This is a genomic window from Bradyrhizobium genomosp. III (genome assembly GCF_000261705.1).
Lineage (GTDB): Bacteria > Pseudomonadota > Alphaproteobacteria > Rhizobiales > Xanthobacteraceae > Bradyrhizobium > Bradyrhizobium ottawaense.
Genome location: NZ_AJQF01000065.1, coordinates 1 through 17,824 on the forward strand (window position 1 = coordinate 1; position 17,824 = coordinate 17,824).

Annotated in this window: 20 protein-coding genes; 17 read left to right on the forward strand and 3 right to left on the reverse strand. The window is 64.6% G+C overall.

Translation table 11 applies throughout. The annotated features are described in order from the left end of the window. The coding region (locus IC66_RS0106415; protein ID WP_038947061.1) for an alpha/beta fold hydrolase at positions 1 to 662 on the reverse strand (662 nt) is incomplete at its 3' end. A gap of 168 nt (positions 663 to 830) precedes the next feature. On the opposite strand from IC66_RS0106415, the gene IC66_RS0106420 reads away from it, so the two are divergent. The 16 genes from IC66_RS0106420 to IC66_RS0106500 all read left to right on the forward strand — a co-directional run bounded on the left by IC66_RS0106420 (position 831) and on the right by IC66_RS0106500 (position 15,039). Beyond that, positions 831 to 1,214 carry a hypothetical protein gene (locus tag IC66_RS0106420; RefSeq protein ID WP_038947063.1) on the forward strand — a complete coding sequence of 128 codons (384 nt, stop codon included), beginning with the start codon at positions 831 to 833 and terminating at the stop codon, positions 1,212 to 1,214. Then, complete coding sequence (locus IC66_RS0106425) at positions 1,211 to 2,293, forward strand: PHA/PHB synthase family protein (RefSeq protein ID WP_028143427.1); 1,083 nt, start codon at positions 1,211 to 1,213, stop codon at positions 2,291 to 2,293. Before IC66_RS0106420 ends, IC66_RS0106425 begins: the two co-directional genes overlap by 4 nt. Beyond that, positions 2,290 to 2,883: a GNAT family N-acetyltransferase gene (locus IC66_RS0106430; RefSeq protein WP_028143426.1), complete on the forward strand. Its 594-nt coding sequence runs from the start codon at positions 2,290 to 2,292 to the stop codon at positions 2,881 to 2,883. Before IC66_RS0106425 ends, IC66_RS0106430 begins: the two co-directional genes overlap by 4 nt. Before the next feature lie 245 nt (positions 2,884 to 3,128). Next, positions 3,129 to 3,584 (forward strand): phasin, encoded by a 456-nt coding sequence (locus IC66_RS0106435; RefSeq protein WP_038947064.1) that lies wholly within the window; start codon positions 3,129 to 3,131, stop codon positions 3,582 to 3,584. A 247-nt stretch (positions 3,585 to 3,831) separates the two neighbouring features. Beyond that, a complete protein-coding gene (locus IC66_RS0106440) occupies positions 3,832 to 5,118 on the forward strand; it encodes a DUF445 domain-containing protein (RefSeq protein ID WP_038947065.1) in 1,287 nt (428 codons plus the stop codon). Positions 5,119 to 5,306: 188 nt separating this feature from the next. Then, positions 5,307 to 6,077 carry an esterase/lipase family protein gene (locus IC66_RS0106445; protein ID WP_038947066.1) on the forward strand — a complete coding sequence of 257 codons (771 nt, stop codon included), beginning with the start codon at positions 5,307 to 5,309 and terminating at the stop codon, positions 6,075 to 6,077. Positions 6,078 to 6,386: 309 nt separating this feature from the next. Beyond that, positions 6,387 to 7,253, forward strand: a complete 867-nt coding sequence (gene paaX, locus IC66_RS0106455) for a phenylacetic acid degradation operon negative regulatory protein PaaX (RefSeq protein WP_038947067.1) — start codon at positions 6,387 to 6,389, stop codon at positions 7,251 to 7,253. Positions 7,254 to 7,329: 76 nt separating this feature from the next. Continuing rightward, positions 7,330 to 8,322, forward strand: a complete 993-nt coding sequence (gene paaA, locus IC66_RS0106460; protein WP_038947068.1) for a 1,2-phenylacetyl-CoA epoxidase subunit PaaA — start codon at positions 7,330 to 7,332, stop codon at positions 8,320 to 8,322. A 10-nt stretch (positions 8,323 to 8,332) separates the two neighbouring features. Continuing rightward, entirely contained in the window at positions 8,333 to 8,620 is a 288-nt protein-coding gene (gene paaB / locus IC66_RS0106465; protein ID WP_028143420.1) for a 1,2-phenylacetyl-CoA epoxidase subunit PaaB, read from the forward strand. Beyond that, on the forward strand, positions 8,620 to 9,396 hold the full coding sequence (paaC, locus tag IC66_RS0106470; protein WP_028143419.1) for a 1,2-phenylacetyl-CoA epoxidase subunit PaaC: 777 nt from the start codon (positions 8,620 to 8,622) through the stop codon (positions 9,394 to 9,396). Before paaB ends, paaC begins: the two co-directional genes overlap by 1 nt. Further along, complete coding sequence (gene paaD / locus IC66_RS0106475; protein ID WP_038947069.1) at positions 9,390 to 9,893, forward strand: 1,2-phenylacetyl-CoA epoxidase subunit PaaD; 504 nt, start codon at positions 9,390 to 9,392, stop codon at positions 9,891 to 9,893. Before paaC ends, paaD begins: the two co-directional genes overlap by 7 nt. A 2-nt stretch (positions 9,894 to 9,895) precedes the next feature. Further along, positions 9,896 to 10,978 carry a 1,2-phenylacetyl-CoA epoxidase subunit PaaE gene (gene paaE, locus IC66_RS0106480; protein WP_038947070.1) on the forward strand — a complete coding sequence of 361 codons (1,083 nt, stop codon included), beginning with the start codon at positions 9,896 to 9,898 and terminating at the stop codon, positions 10,976 to 10,978. Positions 10,979 to 11,079: 101 nt separating this feature from the next. Further along, positions 11,080 to 11,529 carry a hydroxyphenylacetyl-CoA thioesterase PaaI gene (gene paaI, locus IC66_RS0106485; protein WP_038947071.1) on the forward strand — a complete coding sequence of 150 codons (450 nt, stop codon included), beginning with the start codon at positions 11,080 to 11,082 and terminating at the stop codon, positions 11,527 to 11,529. A 38-nt stretch (positions 11,530 to 11,567) separates the two neighbouring features. Further along, positions 11,568 to 12,899, forward strand: coding sequence for a phenylacetate--CoA ligase PaaK (gene paaK / locus IC66_RS0106490; protein WP_028143415.1), 1,332 nt, complete (start codon positions 11,568 to 11,570; stop codon positions 12,897 to 12,899). 74 nt (positions 12,900 to 12,973) lie between these two features. Further along, positions 12,974 to 13,978 carry a quinone oxidoreductase family protein gene (locus tag IC66_RS0106495; RefSeq protein WP_038947072.1) on the forward strand — a complete coding sequence of 335 codons (1,005 nt, stop codon included), beginning with the start codon at positions 12,974 to 12,976 and terminating at the stop codon, positions 13,976 to 13,978. A 2-nt stretch (positions 13,979 to 13,980) separates the two neighbouring features. After that, complete coding sequence (locus IC66_RS0106500; protein ID WP_038947073.1) at positions 13,981 to 15,039, forward strand: YeeE/YedE family protein; 1,059 nt, start codon at positions 13,981 to 13,983, stop codon at positions 15,037 to 15,039. Here the strand turns inward: IC66_RS0106500 and IC66_RS0106505 are convergent. Then, positions 15,018 to 15,932, reverse strand: a complete 915-nt coding sequence (locus tag IC66_RS0106505) for a DMT family transporter (RefSeq protein ID WP_038947074.1) — start codon at positions 15,930 to 15,932, stop codon at positions 15,018 to 15,020. The two genes, IC66_RS0106500 and IC66_RS0106505, sit on opposite strands and share 22 nt — an antisense overlap. A 100-nt stretch (positions 15,933 to 16,032) precedes the next feature. On the opposite strand from IC66_RS0106505, the gene pdxR reads away from it, so the two are divergent. Continuing rightward, on the forward strand, positions 16,033 to 17,463 hold the full coding sequence (pdxR, locus tag IC66_RS0106510; protein WP_038947075.1) for a MocR-like pyridoxine biosynthesis transcription factor PdxR: 1,431 nt from the start codon (positions 16,033 to 16,035) through the stop codon (positions 17,461 to 17,463). A gap of 10 nt (positions 17,464 to 17,473) precedes the next feature. On the opposite strand, the gene IC66_RS0106515 is transcribed toward pdxR, so the two are convergent. Beyond that, positions 17,474 to 17,824: OsmC family protein (locus IC66_RS0106515; RefSeq protein WP_162131324.1), on the reverse strand; the 351-nt coding region annotated here is incomplete at its 5' end.

Sequence of the window (17,824 nt, forward strand, 5' to 3'; positions counted from 1 at the left end):
TGGCGGCCGACGCCGGCCGGATTGAGCCCGCGCGCGAACACGCGCTCGGCGCGTTCCGGGTCGAGCGCTTCCTCCTCCGGAAAATGCCCGGCGCGCAACACCTTCCAGGTCTGGCCGTAGCGGACGATGAACTCCTCCTTGCTGCGCGGCGGCGGCGCCATCAGCATTGCGGCCGCCTCGCGCGTCGGCGGCGGCACGCGCGGACTGCCCGTCGTCGACATGATCGAGGTCAGCGAGCGCACGCGCTGCGGGAACGACAGCGTGACCTCCTGCGCGATCATGCCGCCCATGGAGGCACCGACAAGATGCGCCGATTTGATGCCGAGCGCATCCATCAGCCCGATCGTATCCTTGGCCATGTCGATCAGCCTGTAGGTTGCCGCGACGGGAATCCTGAAGAATCGCAGCTTAAGCAGCTCGAGCGGGGTCAACCGCTTGCCGCCCGTCAGATGGCTCGACTTGCCGATGTCGCGATTGTCGAAGCGGATCACGCGGAAGCCGCGTGCGGCAAGCTGCTCGCAGAACGCATCGTCCCAGTGGATCATCTGGGCGCCTAATCCCATGATCAGCAGCAGCGGCTCGGCATTGTCGTTGCCAAAAATCTCGTAGCAGATCTCGATGCCATTGGCGCGGACTGTCTGGGGCGGCTGATGGGCGTTCACGGGCGCGTTCCCTCAAGCGTTTGACTGATGCTGTATCGCACGGTTTCCCGTTGCAATGAAAGCCGCGCGCGGCACCGAGCCGCTGCTTGCCGGTTGACCGGCACGGCGCAACGGTGTGGTATGGCGAAAAAGAAGAGCATCGAAGCTCTCGACATCTGGAGGACACCGATGACCGACAAGACCAATGACCCGGTCGCCATGTGGCAAAAGATGGTTGGTGAGATGGAGAAGGGGTTCAACTCCTTCGCCAACCAGGCCATGTCGTCGCCCGAGTTTTCGCAGGCGATGAACCGTGCGGGGGGAGTTGCTGCAGGTGCTCAGAAGCAGCTCGGCGAACTCATGGAGAAGTACTTGGTCTCCATGAACCTGCCGAGTCGGGAGCAGGTCACAGGCCTTGCCGAAAGGCTGCAAGCTATCGAAGTCCAGATCGGTGAAATCAAGTCGCTGCTGAACCAGATGGCTGCAAGTGCCGGCGTGTCTCAGGGGGGCGATTCCGCATTGCGGCCGCCGCGCACCAAGCGCCCGCCGTCTGAGGGCGGAGAGCAGGCATGAATGCAGCTCCCGGACTTGATTTCGCTTCTATCCCGGAACGCATCCAGAGCGAGGTGCAGCGCGCCATCCAGCGCAGCATCAAGGGCGTCGAATATTTCTCGACCTCGGGTCCATCACTTGGATCGACGCCCAAGGACGTGCTGCATTCGCGCGGCACCATGAATCTCTATCATTATCGCCCCATGTCGGACGAGATCTACCGCGTGCCGGTGCTGATCGTGATGGCCACCACCAACCGCGGCTACATCCTCGACCTCGTCCCCGGCCAGAGTTTTATCGAATTCCTGCTCAAGCGCGGTTACGACGTCTATATGCTCGACTGGAGCGCGCCGCGGCCGGAGGAGAAGAGCCTGCGGATGGAGGACTATGTCCTCGACTTCATTCCGGACTGTGTTCGCCGGGTGCAAGCTGATTCCGGCGAGCAGGACGTCTCCGTGATCGGCTATTGCTTCGGCGGCGTGCTGTCGCTGCTCTACGGCGCGATCCACAAGGATGGGCCGATGAAGAATTTGATCTGCTTCACCACGCCGATCGACTTCCGCGAGATGAAGCTGTTCTCGAATTTCTCCGACCGTCGCTATTTCGACGTCGACCGCCTCGTCGACAGCGTCGGCAACGTGCCGCCGGAGATGATCCTGTCCTCGTTCGAGATGCTGCGTCCGGCCTCGCGCACGGTGAGCCAGATCCAGCTCTGGGAAAACATCTGGAACGACGAGTTCGTCAAGTCCTACCGCATGTTCGACCGTTGGGCGACCGACACCCTGCCGCTGGCGGGCGAGTATTTCCGCGCCATCACCAAAGACCTGATGTGGGACAACAAGCTGTTCAACGACACCATGTCGGTCGGCGGCCGGCCTGCGAAGCTCGACAACATCAAGGTGCCGATTCTGCATGCGGTCGCCGAGCATGATCACATCGTGCCGTATGACGCCGCCAAGCACCTGATCGCGAAGATCGGATCTGCGGACAAGGAAGAGGTGATGCTGAAGGGCGGTCACGTCTCGCTCGTCGCGGGAGCCAACGCCGTGAAGCGGCTATGGCCGAAACTGGATTCCTGGCTAGGGAAGAGATCGACATGAGCGAGCAGCGTTCGTATCCGCGTCACGTCAAGACCGACGCCGGCGATATCGAGATTCGCTTGATGTCGCCTGCGGATGAAGCCGCGGTGCTCGCCTTCGGCAAGGGCCTGCCGACCCACGACCTGTTGTTTTTGCCGCGCAATATCAGCGAGCCGAAGGTGCTGTCGGCCTGGGTCAAGGAGATCGAGCGTGGCGCGATTACGAGCCTGCTTGCGGTCAGGGAAGGCAAGGTCGTCGGCTGCGGCACGCTGGTGCGCGATCCGCACTCCTGGTCGCCCCATGTCGGCGAGATTCGCATGGTCGTCTCGCTCGATGTGCGCGGGAAGGGGGTAGGGCGGGCGCTGTCGCAGGAGACCTTCGCGCTCGCGCTCGGCGCGGGCCTGGAAAAACTCTCGGTTCAGATGACGGTCGACCAGCAGGCCGCGATCGCCGTGTTCGAGAGCCTCGGTTTCAAGGCCGAAGCGTTGCTGCGAGATCACGTCCGGGACGTCGACGGCAAGACCCACGACATCGTCGTGCTCGGCCATAACATCGCGCAGGTCCAGGCCCAGATGGAGGCTTACGGGCTGCCAGGCGCCGTCCAGCACTAAAACGCGCCGTCCAGCACTAGGACCGCCGTCTCCAGCACTGGGGAGATGGTCCGACCGCTCTCCGGGAACCTGCTTGGCCAGGGAGGCATCATATGCCTCCTGTTAAGGCTGTTCACAGTTTCGTGATATCGCAGTGCAATAATAATATTGCATCGCACAATTAACTATGCCATATAAGCCGTGCCCCGGGCCATCGAGGACGGGGTGAGCCCATAGCTCAGACCAATGAGGATGGAGAGAACCCCATGACCACTGAAACCAACACCGCTTTCGAGGGCTTCAAGGACGCTTTCAAGAACATCCAGAACCTGGAAGTTCCCGAGGCCGCCCGCGAGTTCGTCAAGAAGACCGCCAACACCGCCAAGGACCGTGCTGCCGAGGTGTTCGCTGGCTCCGAGCGCGTGACCGCCGCCGTCGAGAACGCGGTGACCGAGTCCGTCACCGAGGCCGGCAAGATCAGCCGCAATATCCAGCAGGCGATCTATGACGACGCCCAGGCGTTCTTCGCCAGCATCGACAAGCTTGCTTCCGCCAAGTCGGTCAGCGAAGCCGTCGAGATCCAGTCGAGCCTGCTCCGCGCCCGCGGCGAAGTGTTCGTCTCGCGCGCCAAGGCGACCGCCGACTATTTCGGCCAGCTCGCCGCCAACGGTGCGAAGTCCGCTCAGGACAATTTTTCCAAGGTCTACAACAAGACCGCCTGATCCGGCGCCCTGAGTGAAAACTGAATTTGAGGCCCGCTTCGGCGGGCCTTTTGTTCTTCTCTTGCGTTCCCCGGATGCAGCGCAGCGCGCCCCCTGGCGATGCGAAGGATCGTCCAGTGGCGTGGTGCACTGCTGATCCGGGGGCCATCCTGCATCGGATGCTTGCTGGGTCCCGGCTCTGCGGTGCATCGTTTGCACGCTGCACCGCGTCCGGGACACGCGGAGACTGACACGCTAAGTATCCGCTATGACCCCACCCGCCGCCTTCTCCTTCGATACTCCCGGCGATGCCGAACGCGCGGCCGAGCTGCGCCGCGTGAAAGCGCTGGCGACGCTGGTGCTGGCTTCGACGCTTGCCCTGTTCGTCGTCGCGAAGTTGCTGCTGAACGCGCATCCCGTGTTCGGCTTCATCGCCGCCTTCGCGGAAGCCGCGACCATCGGCGGCCTCGCCGACTGGTATGCCGTGGTTGCCCTGTTCAAGCGGCCGCTCGGCCTGCCGATCCCGCATACCGCGATCATCCAGAGCAACCAGGCCCGGATCGCCGACAAGCTCGGCGAATTCATCCAGGTGCATTTCCTCGAGGCGGGACCGGTCGAGGCCAAGCTGAAGGAGATCGATTTCGGCTCCTTCGTCGCCGACTGGCTGCGCGACCGCAAGCGCAGCGACGATCTCGCGCGCTTCGCGCTCCGCCTGTTGCCGGAGGCCGTCTCGGCGACGGAGAGCTCGGGTCTGATGACCTTCATCATCCGCCGCATGTCATCGCAGCTCCAGGCGATCGACCTTGCGCCACTCGCCGCCGGCACGCTGCGCGGTTTCGTGGCGGAGGGGCGCCATCAGATCCTGTTCGACGATCTCCTGCGCGTGATGCACGAGACGCTGAACCAGAAAGAGACGATGGGGATGATCCGCGAGAAGGTGCGCGCGGAATTGCCGACCCTGCTGCGGCTCTACCGAGCCGACAAGTTTCTGGTGAACAAGATCGTGGCGTCCGCGACCGCCTTCTTCAACGAGGTGCGCAGCGATCCCAAGCATCCCTTCCGCGGCGAGTTCGACCGCATGGTGCTGAGCTTCGTCGACCGGCTCGGCACTGACCAGGCCTATATCGACCGCATCGCCGGCTTGAAGCGCGACCTCCTCGCGCGGCCCGAGCTTGCCGATCTCGCACGCACCGTCTGGGCCAACACACGCTCCTTCATCGAACGCAGCGCGAGCGGCGAGACGCAGGTGCTACAGCATCATCTCGCCGGCATGTTCGTTTCCGCCGGCGATGCGCTCGCCGGCGATGCCGAGCTGCGCGACGAGATCAACAAGGGGCTGGTGACGGTGCTGCGCAGCTTCGTCGCCGACCAGAAGAGTGGCGTCTCCATCTTCATCTCCGACCAGGTCAAGGCATGGGATATGGCGCAGTTGATTTCGCTGATCGAAATCAACATCGGGCGCGACCTGCAATACATCCGTTTCAACGGTTCGCTGATCGGTGGGCTCGCCGGGCTCGCGCTCTACTCCGTAGAATTCCTGCTCCGATTGCTGTGACTTTTGCGCCACGGACGTTAGCATTAACGCGCGGGCCTATTGTCGCCCCGCGACTCTCCCGCTTGAATGTCGGGAACCGGCCGCCTAGCTGATTCATGCTGCGCTGCGGAACGATCAAGAAGCCGGCGTATTGGAATTCATGCCCATTTGCCGGTATCGCGCCCGGCGCCTTCTCAGGGGAAACATTGATGACCGCTACTGCCCAGACGCTGCGTCCGCCGTCGAGAACTCTGATGTTTATGGAAGGGCGCGCGATCCACGAGTTCGGCGCATTTCTCGGCGCACTGCCGCTGCTGAGCCTTGCGCCGCGCGGTGATGGGCACCCGGTGCTGGTGCTGCCGGGCCTCGTGGCCTCCGATGCATCCACGCGTGCGTTGCGCACGTTTCTGACCAGTAAGGGATATGCGGTGAGCGGCTGGCGCCAGGGCCGCAACTATGGCCTTCGCGAGGGCGTGCAGCATGCCATGGTCGATCTGGTCGAGGAGCTCAGCGACACCCATGGCCGCAAGATCAGCCTGGTCGGTTGGAGCCTTGGCGGCCTCTATGCGCGCCAGCTCGCCAAGATGATGCCCGAGCGCGTGCGGCAGGTGATCACGCTTGGTAGCCCCTTCGCCGGCGATCCCCGTTCAACCAATGCCTGGCGCGTCTATGAATGGGCGAGCGGTCGGAAGTCGGACGAGGTCGATCCGCGGTTCGGCGGCGATCTCGCGGCACCACCGCCGGTGCCGACCACCGCCATCTTCAGCCGCACTGACGGCGTCTGCGCCTGGCAGGGCTGCATGGAGAAGTCGGGCGGGCAGACCGAGAGCATCGAGATCGAGAGCAGCCATTGCGGCATGGGCCATCACCCGGCCGCGGTCTATGCCGTGGCCGACCGGCTCGCGCAAAAGGAAGGCCAGTGGCGGCCATTCGACCGCAGCGGCTGGCGCAGCTTGGCCTATCCAGATCCGCATCGGTGATCTTCGCCTCTTCCGCGTGCGACAGGGCAATCGGATTTGAACGTTGAGCAGAGATCGTCATGCCCGGGCTTGTCCCGGGCATCCACGTCTTTGTGCTGCGTGAAAGGCTCGTGGCTGGCCGGGACAGGCCGGCCATGACGCTGTGAGTACGCCGCGAACCCGACTCCCTCCGTCCCCGCGGAGCCTCCCCCTCATCCCGACCTTCTCAGCGCGAGCGAAGCTCGTCGCGGCCACGCAAGCGGGGAGGAGAAGAGAAGGCGTCGCACCCGTCCATTGTCGCGCCCGCATCAAACGCGCTATGCCTCGCGCATGGCGCATCCGCTCTCCCGCATCATCGACCAGCTCAAGCGTGAACCGTCGCGCACCGGTTCCATCGTCATCACCGTGTTCGGCGATGCCATCGTGCCCCGCGGCGGTTCGGTGTGGCTCGGCACGCTGCTCGAATTCTTCGACGGTCTCGACATCGACAGCGGCGTGGTGCGCACCACGATGTCGCGGCTTGCGGCCGATGGCTGGCTCACGCGGGAAAAGGTCGGCCGCAACAGCTTCTATCGGCTTGCCGACAAGGGCCGCCAGACCTTCGAGGCCGCGACGCGCCACATTTACGATCCGCCGCCATCCGACTGGACCGGACGCTTCGAGCTGCTCCTGATCGGCAATGGCGGAGATCGCGACGTCTCGCGCGAAGCGCTCCGTAACGCCGGCTTCGGCAGTCCGCTGCCGGGGGTTTGGGTCGCGCCGTCGGGACTGCCGGTGCCGGATGAAGCCGCGGGCGCGATCCGTCTCGAAGTCTCAGCTGAGGATGACAGCGGGCGTCGCCTGCTCAGTGCGAGTTGGCCGCTGGATCGCACCGCGGATGCCTATCTGAAATTCATGAAGACGTTCGAGCCGCTGCGCGCCGCGATCGGCCGCGGCACCGATTTGTCCGAGGCCGACGCGTTTACCGCGCGCATCCTCCTGATCCACTACTATCGCCGCGTCGTGCTGCGCGATCCGCTATTGCCCGAAAGCCTGCTACCGACCAACTGGCCGGGCAGGGCGGCACGGAACCTGTGCGGCGAAATCTATCGCGCGCTGCTTGCCTCCTCCGAACAATGGCTTGATGGACATGGAACCAACGAGAAAGGGCCATTGCCGCCGGCGCGAAAGCTTCTGGAAAGGAGGTTCGAGGCCTGAGTTTTATGTTACAGAAATATCTTGCATGACGTGACTTTTGTTATATATTGCCTCCCAATAAATCGGGAGGATGCGCATGTACACCCAGGCGCTGAACACGGCTGAGACCGACGACCGCGGTCTTGAGGACGCAGCCAAGGCTGCGCAGTTCCAGGCCCGCATCGATGCCGAGGAGCGCATCGAGCCGAACGACTGGATGCCGGCGGCCTATCGCAAGACGCTCACACGCCAGATTTCCCAGCACGCCCATTCCGAAATCGTCGGCATGCTGCCTGAGGGCAACTGGATCACCCGTGCGCCGACCCTGCGCCGCAAGGCCGCGCTGCTCGCCAAGGTGCAGGACGAGTGCGGCCACGGGCTCTATCTCTATGCTGCGGCCGAGACGCTCGGCTCATCGCGCGAGGAGCTGGTCGATGCCATGCTCGCGGGCAAAGCCAAGTACTCCTCGATCTTCAACTATCCGACGCTGACCTGGGCTGATATCGGCACCATCGGCTGGCTGGTCGACGGCGCCGCGATCATGAACCAGATCCCGCTGTGCCGCTGCTCCTACGGCCCCTATGCGCGCGCGATGATCCGGGTCTGCAAGGAGGAGTCGTTCCATCAGCGCCAGGGCTACGAGATCATGCTGACGCTGTGCCGCGGCTCGGACGAGCAGAAGGCGATGGCGCAGGATGCGCTGAACCGCTGGTGGTGGCCGGTGCTGATGATGTTCGGCCCGCCAGATAGCACGAGCCAGCATAGCGACACCTCGACCAAGTGGAAGATCAAGCGTTTCTCCAACGACGAGCTGCGCCAGAAGTTCGTCGATGCCACGGTGCCGCAGGCGCAATATCTCGGCCTCACCATCCCCGATCCCGGCATGATTCAGGATGCCGACGGGCACTGGCGTTACAGCGAGATCGACTGGACCGAGTTCAAGCAGGTGCTCGCCGGCAACGGCCCCTGCAATCGCGACCGCATGGCCGCGCGCCGCAAGGCGCATGCGGAGGGGGCCTGGGTACGCGAAGCCGCCGCCGCCTACGCCGCCAAGCGCACGCATCGCCAGACCGCACAAGCCGCGGAATAGGGAGATCAACATGGCCACTCCGAACACGCCGCTGTGGGAAGTCTTCATTCGTAGCCGCAATGGGCTGGCGCACAAGCATGTGGGATCGCTGCATGCGAGCGATGCCACCATGGCGCTGCAAGCCGCCCGCGACATCTACACCCGCCGCGGCGAGGGCCTGTCGATCTGGGTCGTGCCGTCGACCGCGATCACTGCGAGCGATCCCGCCGAGAAGGCCATGATGTTCGAACCGGCGGAATCGAAGATCTACCGGCATCCGACGTTCTACGAGGTGCCGGAAGAAGTGGGACATATGTGATGCCGGTCGCCAACATCGATGTCTCCGAAACGCCGCTGGTGCTCTACGCGCTGCGCCGCGCCGACGATGCGCTGATCCTCGGCCACAGGCTGTCGGAATGGTGCGGGCATGCGCCGATGCTGGAAGAGGATATGGCGCTCTCCAACATCGCGCTCGACCTGATCGGTCAGGCGCGCGAACTCTACACCTACGCTGCCAAGGCCGAGGGCAGGGATAACGACGAGGACAAGCTCGCTTATCTGCGCGACGTCAGGCAGTACCGCAATCTGCTGCTGGTGGAGCAGCCCAACGGCGATTTTTCCCAGACTTTGGTGCGGCAGTTCTTCTATTCCGCGTTCGCCGACCTCTACTGGCGCGCGATGATGAATTCGCGCGACACGACACTGGCAGCGATTGCCGCCAAGTCGGAGAAGGAGAGCGCCTATCATTTGCGCCACGCCTCGGAGTGGCTCATCCGGCTCGGCGACGGCACCGATGAGAGTCATGCCCGCGCGCAAGCCGCGATCGATCATCTCTGGGCCTTCACCGGCGAGATGTTTGCCGTCGACGACGGCGAGCGCGCGCTGATCCATGCTGGTATCGCGATCGATCCCGGCACCTTGCGTGGTCGCTGGTTGCAGACGCTTTCCGATGTCGTCAGCGAAGCCACGCTGGTATTGCCGCAGAATGACTGGATGCAGCAAGGCGGCCGCGTGGGCCGGCACAGCGAACATCTCGGCCATCTCCTGTCCGAGCTGCAATCGATGCAGCGCACCTTTCCGGGCCTGACATGGTGAGCCTGCTCGATCGTGACAGCGAACTGCGCCGGCGCGCCTGGGACGCTGCGGCGAGCGTGGTCGATCCCGAAATTCCGGTGCTGACCATCGCCGATCTCGGCGTGCTGCGCGAGGTTTCCCTCGACGGCGATCACGTCGAGGTCGCGATCACGCCGACCTATTCCGGCTGTCCGGCGATGAACATGATCGCGCTGGAAATCGAGCTGGCGCTGGAGCGCGCCGGTTTTCGCCGGTCAAAAGTCCGCACCGTGCTGTCGCCGGCCTGGACGACCGACTGGATGAGCGAGGAGGGCCGCCAAAAGCTGCGCGCCTACGGCATCGCGCCGCCGCAGGCATCAAGCTCACGCCGGGCGCTGTTTGGTGAACAGGCGGTGGGCTGCCCGCAATGCGGCTCGGAAAACACTGAGCTGCTGTCTGAATTCGGCTCGACCTCCTGCAAGGCGCTGTGGCGCTGCAAGTCCTGCCGCGAACCCTTCGACTATTTCAAGTGTCATTGATCATGTCAGCAGCCGCACCGCGCTTCCATCGCCTGGCCGTCAGCGACCTTCGTCGCGAGGCGTCCGACGCCGTCTCGATGACCTTCGCCATCCCCGGCGATCTCGCCGGCGATTACGCTTTCACGCCCGGCCAGTACCTCACGCTCCGCACCACGCTCGACGGAGAGGAGGTGCGCCGCTCCTATTCGATCTGTTCCGGCCCTGATGACGGCGAGATTCGTATCGCCGTGAAGAAGATCGACGGTGGCGCGTTTTCGAACTGGGCGGCCGAAGATCTCAAATGCGGCGACGAGCTCGACGTGATGACGCCGACCGGGCGCTTCGGTGCAGTCCCGCCGGCGGATATTGCACGCATCCATGTCGGCTTTGCCGCGGGCTCCGGCATCACGCCGATCCTGTCGATCGTGAAGGGCGTGCTCGCGCGTGAGCAAGGCAGTCGCTTCTTCCTGTTCTACGGAAACCGCACGACCGACAACATCATGTTTCTCGATGCTCTCGAGGAGCTCAAGGATCGCTTCATCGACCGCCTCTCCATCTTCCACGTTATCTCCGGCGAAGAGCAGGACATCCCGATTCTGCATGGCCGGCTCGACGGCGACAAGGTGAGGGTGCTGCTGCGCTCGCTGGTGCCGGCGGCTAGCGTCGATCATCTCTACATCTGTGGCCCTCTCGGCATGAGCGAGGACATCGAGACCACCTGCCGCGAGCTCGGCATCGCGGAAGAGCGTATCCACGTCGAGCGCTTCGTCTCCGAGTTCGGCGGCAAGCCGCGGCCGAAGAAGGTGGTCGCGCCCGACGCGCCGCCGAAGGCGATCGCCTCGCTGATCATCGACGGCAAGCGCCGCGACGTTCCGGTCGCCGAGGACGAGGCGATCCTCGATGCGGCGCTACGCGCCGGCGTCGATCTGCCCTTCGCCTGCAAGGGCGGCATGTGCTCGACCTGCCGCGCCAAGCTGGTCGAAGGTGAGGCGCCGATGGACATCAACTATTCGCTGGAGCCCTGGGAGTTGAAGGCCGGGTTCGTCCTGACCTGCCAGGCGAAACCGTCGTCGGAGCGTGTCGTGGTCGATTATGACCATGTCTGAGCAGGTGCTTCAGACGCCGGCGATGCAAATGCATCGCATTATTTGACAGTTTTGGCCAACCAGCAGAACATCATGGAAAACCATCTGGCCGGGAGAAGCGCGTGAACGTCAAAGCTGCCCTGTCGCCCGAGGATGTTGCCCGCGCCTGCGCTGAGGCGATGTGGGCGGAGGACGATGCCTCCAAAGGGCTCGGCATGGAGATCGTGGAGATTGGCCCCGGCTATGCAACGCTCGCGATGACGGTGCGGCCGGATATGGTCAACGGCCAGCGCATCGCCCATGGCGGCTTCATCTTCACACTCGCCGATTCCGCCTTCGCCTTTGCCTGCAACTCGCACAACGAACGCGTGGTCGCAGCGCAGGGGCAGATCACCTTCATCAAGCCGGGCAGGCTCGGCGATCGCCTTGTTGCGAAGGCGTGCGAGGTCACCCGCGGCGGCCGCTCCGGCATCTATGACGTGCGAGTTACCGCAGGCGATACCGTCATCGCCGAATTCCGCGGACACTCGCGTGTCATTCCCGGCACGTGGCTGCCGACGCAGAACCAATAATCAATCAAGAAAAAACTAATCAATGGTGGGAAGCGAAGATGGCTTTGACGAGACTCAAGGAAGGCGGCAGCGCCTATAGCGCCGAGATGGACGCGCATGAGCGCGCCTCGCGCGACGAGATCATGGCGCTGCAGAAGCAGCGGCTGACCTGGTCGCTGAAGCACGCCTATGACAACGTGGCGCATTATCGCAAGGCCTTCGACGAGGCCGGCGTGCATCCGTCCGATTTTCGCGAGCTCTCCGATCTCGCGAAATTCCCGTTCACGGTGAAAACGGATCTACGCGACAACTATCCCTTCAACATGTTCGCCGTGCCGCGCGAAAAGCTGGTGCGCGTGCATGCGTCCTCCGGCACGACCGGCAAGCCGATCGTGGTGGGGTATACGCAAGGAGACATCGACACCTGGTCGGACGTGATGGCGCGCTCGATCCGCGCCGCCGGCGGCCGCACCGGCATGATCATCCACAACGCCTACGGCTATGGCCTCTTCACCGGCGGCCTTGGCGTGCATTACGGCGCCGAAAAACTCGGCTGCACCGTGGTGCCGATCTCCGGCGGCATGACCGAGCGGCAGGTGCAGCTCATCAACGATTTCAGGCCCGACATCATCACGGTGACGCCGAGCTACATGCTGGCGATCCTCGACGAGTTCAAGCGTCAGAAGCTCGACCCGCGCCAATGCTCGCTCAAGGTCGGCATCTTCGGCGCCGAGCCCTGGACCAATGCGATGCGCGGTGAGATCGAAGAGGCCTTCGACATGGACGCGACCGATATCTATGGTCTGTCCGAAGTGATCGGCCCTGGCGTCGCCCAGGAATGCATCGAGACCAAGGATGGCTTGCACATCTGGGAGGATCATTTCTACCCCGAGGTGATCGATCCCGAGACCGGTGCCGTGCTGCCCGACGGGGAAAAGGGCGAGTTGGTCTTCACCTCGCTCACCAAGGAAGCCTTTCCGGTGATCCGATATCGCACCCGCGACCTGACGCGGCTGCTGCCGGGTACGGCGCGGCCGGGCATGCGGCGGATGGAGAAGGTGACGGGCCGCTCGGACGACATGATCATCCTGCGCGGCGTCAACCTGTTCCCGACCCAGATCGAGGAGGTGCTGCTTGCGACCGATTGGTGCGGCGGCCACTTCATCCTGGAACTGACCCGCGAAGGCCGTATGGACGAGCTGACCATCATCGCGGAGGCGCGATCCGAAAGCTGGGACGGCCGCGGTCTTCTCGACCATGCCGACCGGATTTCGACGCACATCAAGAACACCATCGGCATCACCTCCAGAGTGCAGGTGGTCGCGCCCGCCACGCTGGAACGCTCGCTGGGCAAGGCCAAACGCCTCTACGATAAGCGGCCCAAGGACTGATTTGACCGGACTTGACCGATTGACTTGATCGGCCCCAAAGGCGACAAGGCCCGCGAGAAATCGCGGGTCTTTTCATGTCGCCAGCCGATACCAAAACCATCGAAGCGCGCTGTGTGCGCCTCAATGCCAAGGCCGAGAACGCCGCGGCGGTTGCGCCGGTGGTCGAGCGTCACACGCTGACGCGCGGCCCCAATGATCTCCTGATCGAGGTGAAGGCCGCCGCCGTCAATCCCTCCGACGTGAAGGCCGCGACCGGGTTGATGCCCTATGCCGTATTCCCGCGCACGCCGGGCCGCGACTATTCCGGCGTGGTGATCGACGGGCCGGCCGGCACGGTCGGCCGCGAGGTGTTCGGCTCCTCCGGGGATCTCGGCATCCGCCGCGACGGCACCCACGCAACCCATCTCGTCGTCGAAGCTGACGCCGTCGTCGATAAGCCGAAGACGGTGTCCTGGGAGGAGGCCGCCGGCATCGGCGTGCCCTTCGTCACCGCGATGGAAGGTTTTCGCCGCGCGGGCGTGCCGAAGAACGGCGAGACCGTTTTGGTGTTCGGCGTCAATGGCAAGGTCGGCCAGGCCGCGGTGCAGATCGCGACCTGGCAGGGCGCGCGCGTCATCGGCGTGGTGCGCAAGGCGGAAGCTTACGAAGGCCACACCAACGCCCCCATCGAGGTGATCGACGCGTCCGCGACCGACGTCGCCACGCGCGTACGCGAATTGACCAGCGGCAAGGGGGCCGACATCGTCTTCAATACCGTTGGCGATCCCTATTTCCAGGCCGCGCACAAATCGCTCGCATTGCGTGGCCGTCAGATCCTGATCGCCGCGATCGACCGCATCGTGCAGTTCAACATCCTCGAATTCTACCGGGGCCAGCACACCTATGTCGGCATCGACACGCTCGGCCTGTCGTCGGCCGCGACTGGCGCGGTGCTGCGCGATCTCGGCGCGGGCTTTGCGAGCGGCCAGCTGAAGCCGTTCCCGATCAAGGCGAATGCCGTCTATCCGCTGGAGCGCGCCAAGGAGGCGTATGTCGCGGTCGCCGGCTCTTCGCGGGATCGCTTGGTCCTGAAGCCGTAATCATGGATTCGTCCGCAGCACTCGTCATCTTCGCCGGCCTCGCCATCGGCCTTGTCTACGGCGCCGTCGGTTTGCTCAGCGGCTTCTGCCTGATGAGCAGCATGCGCGGCTGGCTCGCGAAAGGAGACGGGCGGCTGGCGCGGACCTATGCGCTGGCGATCGCCGTCGCGATCGCCGCCAGCCAGTTCCTTGCCGGCAACGGCATGGCCGATTTGGGCAAGTCAATCTACCTGCAGCAGACGTTCTCGGCGCCGGTGCTGTTCCTCGGCGGGGTGCTGTTTGGTTACGGCATGGTGCTGTCGAACGGCTGCGGCTCGCGCGCCCTGGTGCTGCTCGGCCGCGGCAATCTCCGCTCCTTCGTCGTCGTGATCGTGCTCGCCATCGCTGCGCAGATGACCCTCAAGGGTCTGATCGCACCGGCGCGCATCGCGCTGGTTCAGGCCTCGCAAACCACCGTCAGCGCCAATTCGCTGCCGTCGCTGCTGGCGACGCTTGGCCCAGCTGAAGCTCTTTCGCGCGCGCTGGCTGCCGCCGTGCTCGTCGTCGTGCTGATCCTGTTTGCCTTCGCGCATCCGGCCTTCCGCCGCTCGCCCGGTCAGATCGCAGCGGGAATCATCGTCGGCCTGCTCGTTGCCGCGGGCTGGCTCGTCACCGGCTATCTCGGTGCCGACGACTTCAATCCGGTGCCGGTGACCTCGCTCACCTTCATCGCGCCGATCGCGGACGCGCTGCAATACGCCATGCTCTCGACCGGCCTGACGCTCAATTTCGGCATTGCGACGGTCGCCGGCGTCCTCGCCGGCAGCCTCATCACCGCGCTCGCCACCGGCCGCTTCAAGCTCGAAGGCTATTCCTCGCCGCGCCACATGCTGCGCTCGGGCAGCGGCGCCGCGCTGATGGGCATCGGCGGCGTGATGGCGTTCGGCTGCTCGATCGGGCAGGGGCTCACGGGCGTGTCGACGCTGGCGCTGGGCTCGTTCGTCGCGCTCGCCGGCATCCTGCTCGGCACGACCGCGGGTCTGCGTGGCGTGCTGCGGGTTCAACCGCTCGCGATGGCCTGACCGCGCAACAGCCGGTCGCCGAGCGTCGCAAGTCCGATGCCGGTGACGATCAATCCGGCCGCGACGGCGAGGCTCAAGTCGAGGGGCTCGCCCAGCAGGATCGCCGCACTGGCGATACCGACGAGCGGCGTCCCGGTGGTGCCAAGCGACGTCGTCAGCGCCGAGATGCTCTTGTTGACCATCGACATCGCCCAATAGGCCAGCGCGGTTCCGATCAGGCCGGAGTACAGGAACAGCATAGCCAGCCGCCACGACCATTCCACATGTGGCAGCCCGTCGATGACCATCGCCAGGGTCGAGAGCACGACCGTGGCCACGAGCACTTGCCAAAACAGGAGCTGGAGCGGGGAGGCGATCCAGCGATGCGCGCGGATATAGATGATGTTCGCAGCCCACGAGATCGCGGCCAGGATGACCATGCCGGCGCCGAGCACGACGTTGGCATTGCCCCAGTCTATTGAGGACGGATTCAGGATCACGGCAAGGCCGATCAGTCCGAGCAGGGCGCCGGCAAGCTTGGGTGCGGTCAGCGTGTCCTTCCCGAGCAGGGGCGCCGCAATCGCGACCCAGAGCGGCGTGGTGTAGCCGAGCACGATGCCCTTGCTCGCGGGCAGGAAGCGCAGGCCGGCCGCGACCAGAATGGAGAAGAGCGTCATGTGCAGCAGCGCGACGCTGAGGACCACCGGCACGTCGCGCCGCTCCGGAATCACGAGATTGTTGCTCAGTCCGAGGATGACAAACAATCCTGCCAGCGCGATCCAGCTCCGGATCGCCGAGCTCCACAGCGGCGGGACGAGTTGCACCAATTGCTTCGTCACCGACCAGTTCACGCCCCAGGCCAGCACGACGATGAGGAACAGGCCGACGGCCGCGCGGGGGGACAGGGAGTTCATCGCAAGATCCTTGAAGCAGTCCGGTCCGGCCGATAGCATCCGCACTGGTACCCACAAAAGCGCCAGATCGGAAAGGAACAAGGTGCCAGTTTCGGACGATATGATCTCGGCCCTGATCGACCTGAAGCGGGCCGGCGACGACGGGCTGGTGGCTCAACTGACGAGCCAGCTCCGAGGCTTGATCGCGACCGGCCGCCTCGGCAAAGGCCGCACGCTCCCCTCAAGCCGCCGGCTCGCCAGCGATCTCGGCGTTTCCCGCAACACCGTCACCTATGCGTTCGAGCAGCTCGCCGCGGAGGGATATCTCGCGGCGTCGCACGGCCGCCGTCCGGTGGTCACCGTCGACGGCGGCGAACGGCGTCAAGGAGCGGAGGCCGTTGCGGCGCGCGTGCGCACCGGCAAGCCGCGGCTTTCACCCTGGGCCTCGCAGCTCAAGCAGACCGACTGGCCGATGTCCTATCAGGTGCCGCTCAGACCGTTGCGGCCAGGGCTTGGAGATGCGCGGGAGTTTCCGAACGAGATCTGGGCTCGCTGCCTGCGCCGCAGCGCCGTGCGTGCGGCCAAACGCGAGCTCGGACCCATCAACCGAACGCGCCTGCGCGAGACGCTCGCGCATTATCTGGCCGCGAGCAGAGGCGTTCGCGCCACGGCAGAGCAGATCATGATCCTGCCGAGCGCGCAGGCCGCGCTGACCTTGATCGCGGCTGTTCTCATCTCCCCCGGCGACGAGGTCTGGGTCGAGGATCCCGGCTATCCCGGCGCGGCCGCCGCTTTCCGCGCCTCCGGCGCGCGCGTGACCGGCATGAGGCTGGACACGGAGGGCATGCAGCGGATGCCGGGTCTCGCGGTTCCGAAATTGATCTTCATGACGCCATCGCACCAGCATCCCACCGGACGGCTGATGTCACTGGCGCGTCGCACCGAATTTCTCAGCCTGTGCAGGCCCGGCAAGACCTGGATCGTGGAGGACGATTATGACGGCGAATTCCACTATGACAGCCGGCCGGTGCCGGCCTTGCAAGGCCTCGATGCCCATGGCCGCGTGTTCTATGTCGGTACCTTCTCGAAGGTGATGACATCGGATATCCGACTCGGCTATCTCGTCGTCCCGCCGGCATTGGTCAGCACGTTGGAAATCGCGCAGCGGCACATCGGGTTGATTGCCGCGAGCCACATCCAGGAAGCGCTGGCCGAGTTCATCGCCGACGGGCATTTCCTCGCGCATCTGCGCCGGATGCGCCGGCTCTATCACGCGCGCCGCGACCACCTCGTTGCAGGACTGGAGCGCCATCTGGGCGAGATGCTCTCGGTCGAAGTGCCTGCGGGCGGCATCCAGCTCGTCGCCCGTCTCAAACGCGGCACCGCCGATCGGGCGGCAGTCAAACGACTGGCTGCCGCGGGCGTTGAAACGCGGGCGCTGTCCAGCCTGGCGCTGGACCGGCCGCGGGATCATGGCCTGCTGCTCGGTTTTGCGGCCTGGCGTGAGAACGAGATCAGCGCGGCATTGCGGACGATGGCATCGTGCTTCTAGCGCAGTCGCGCTAGCCCACGGCCTTCGTCACGATGCGGATCTCCGAGGTCAGTGTCCGATGCACCGGGCACTTGTCGGCGATCTCCATCAGCTTCTTGCGCTGCTCGGCATCCAGCGCGCCGTCGATTGCGATGTCGCGCTCGATCTGGTCGAGCATGCCCTCGCGCGTGTCGCACTCCGCGCAATCCTTGGCGTAGATTTTCGAATGCTTCAGCGTAACGGTGACGCGGTCGAGCGGCAGCGATTTGCGGTCGGCATAAAGACGCATGGTCATGGAGGTGCACGCGCCCAAGCCGGCGAGCAGGAAATCGTAGGGCCCGGGGCCGGCGTCCTCGCCGCCGGCAGCCACCGGCTCCCCCCC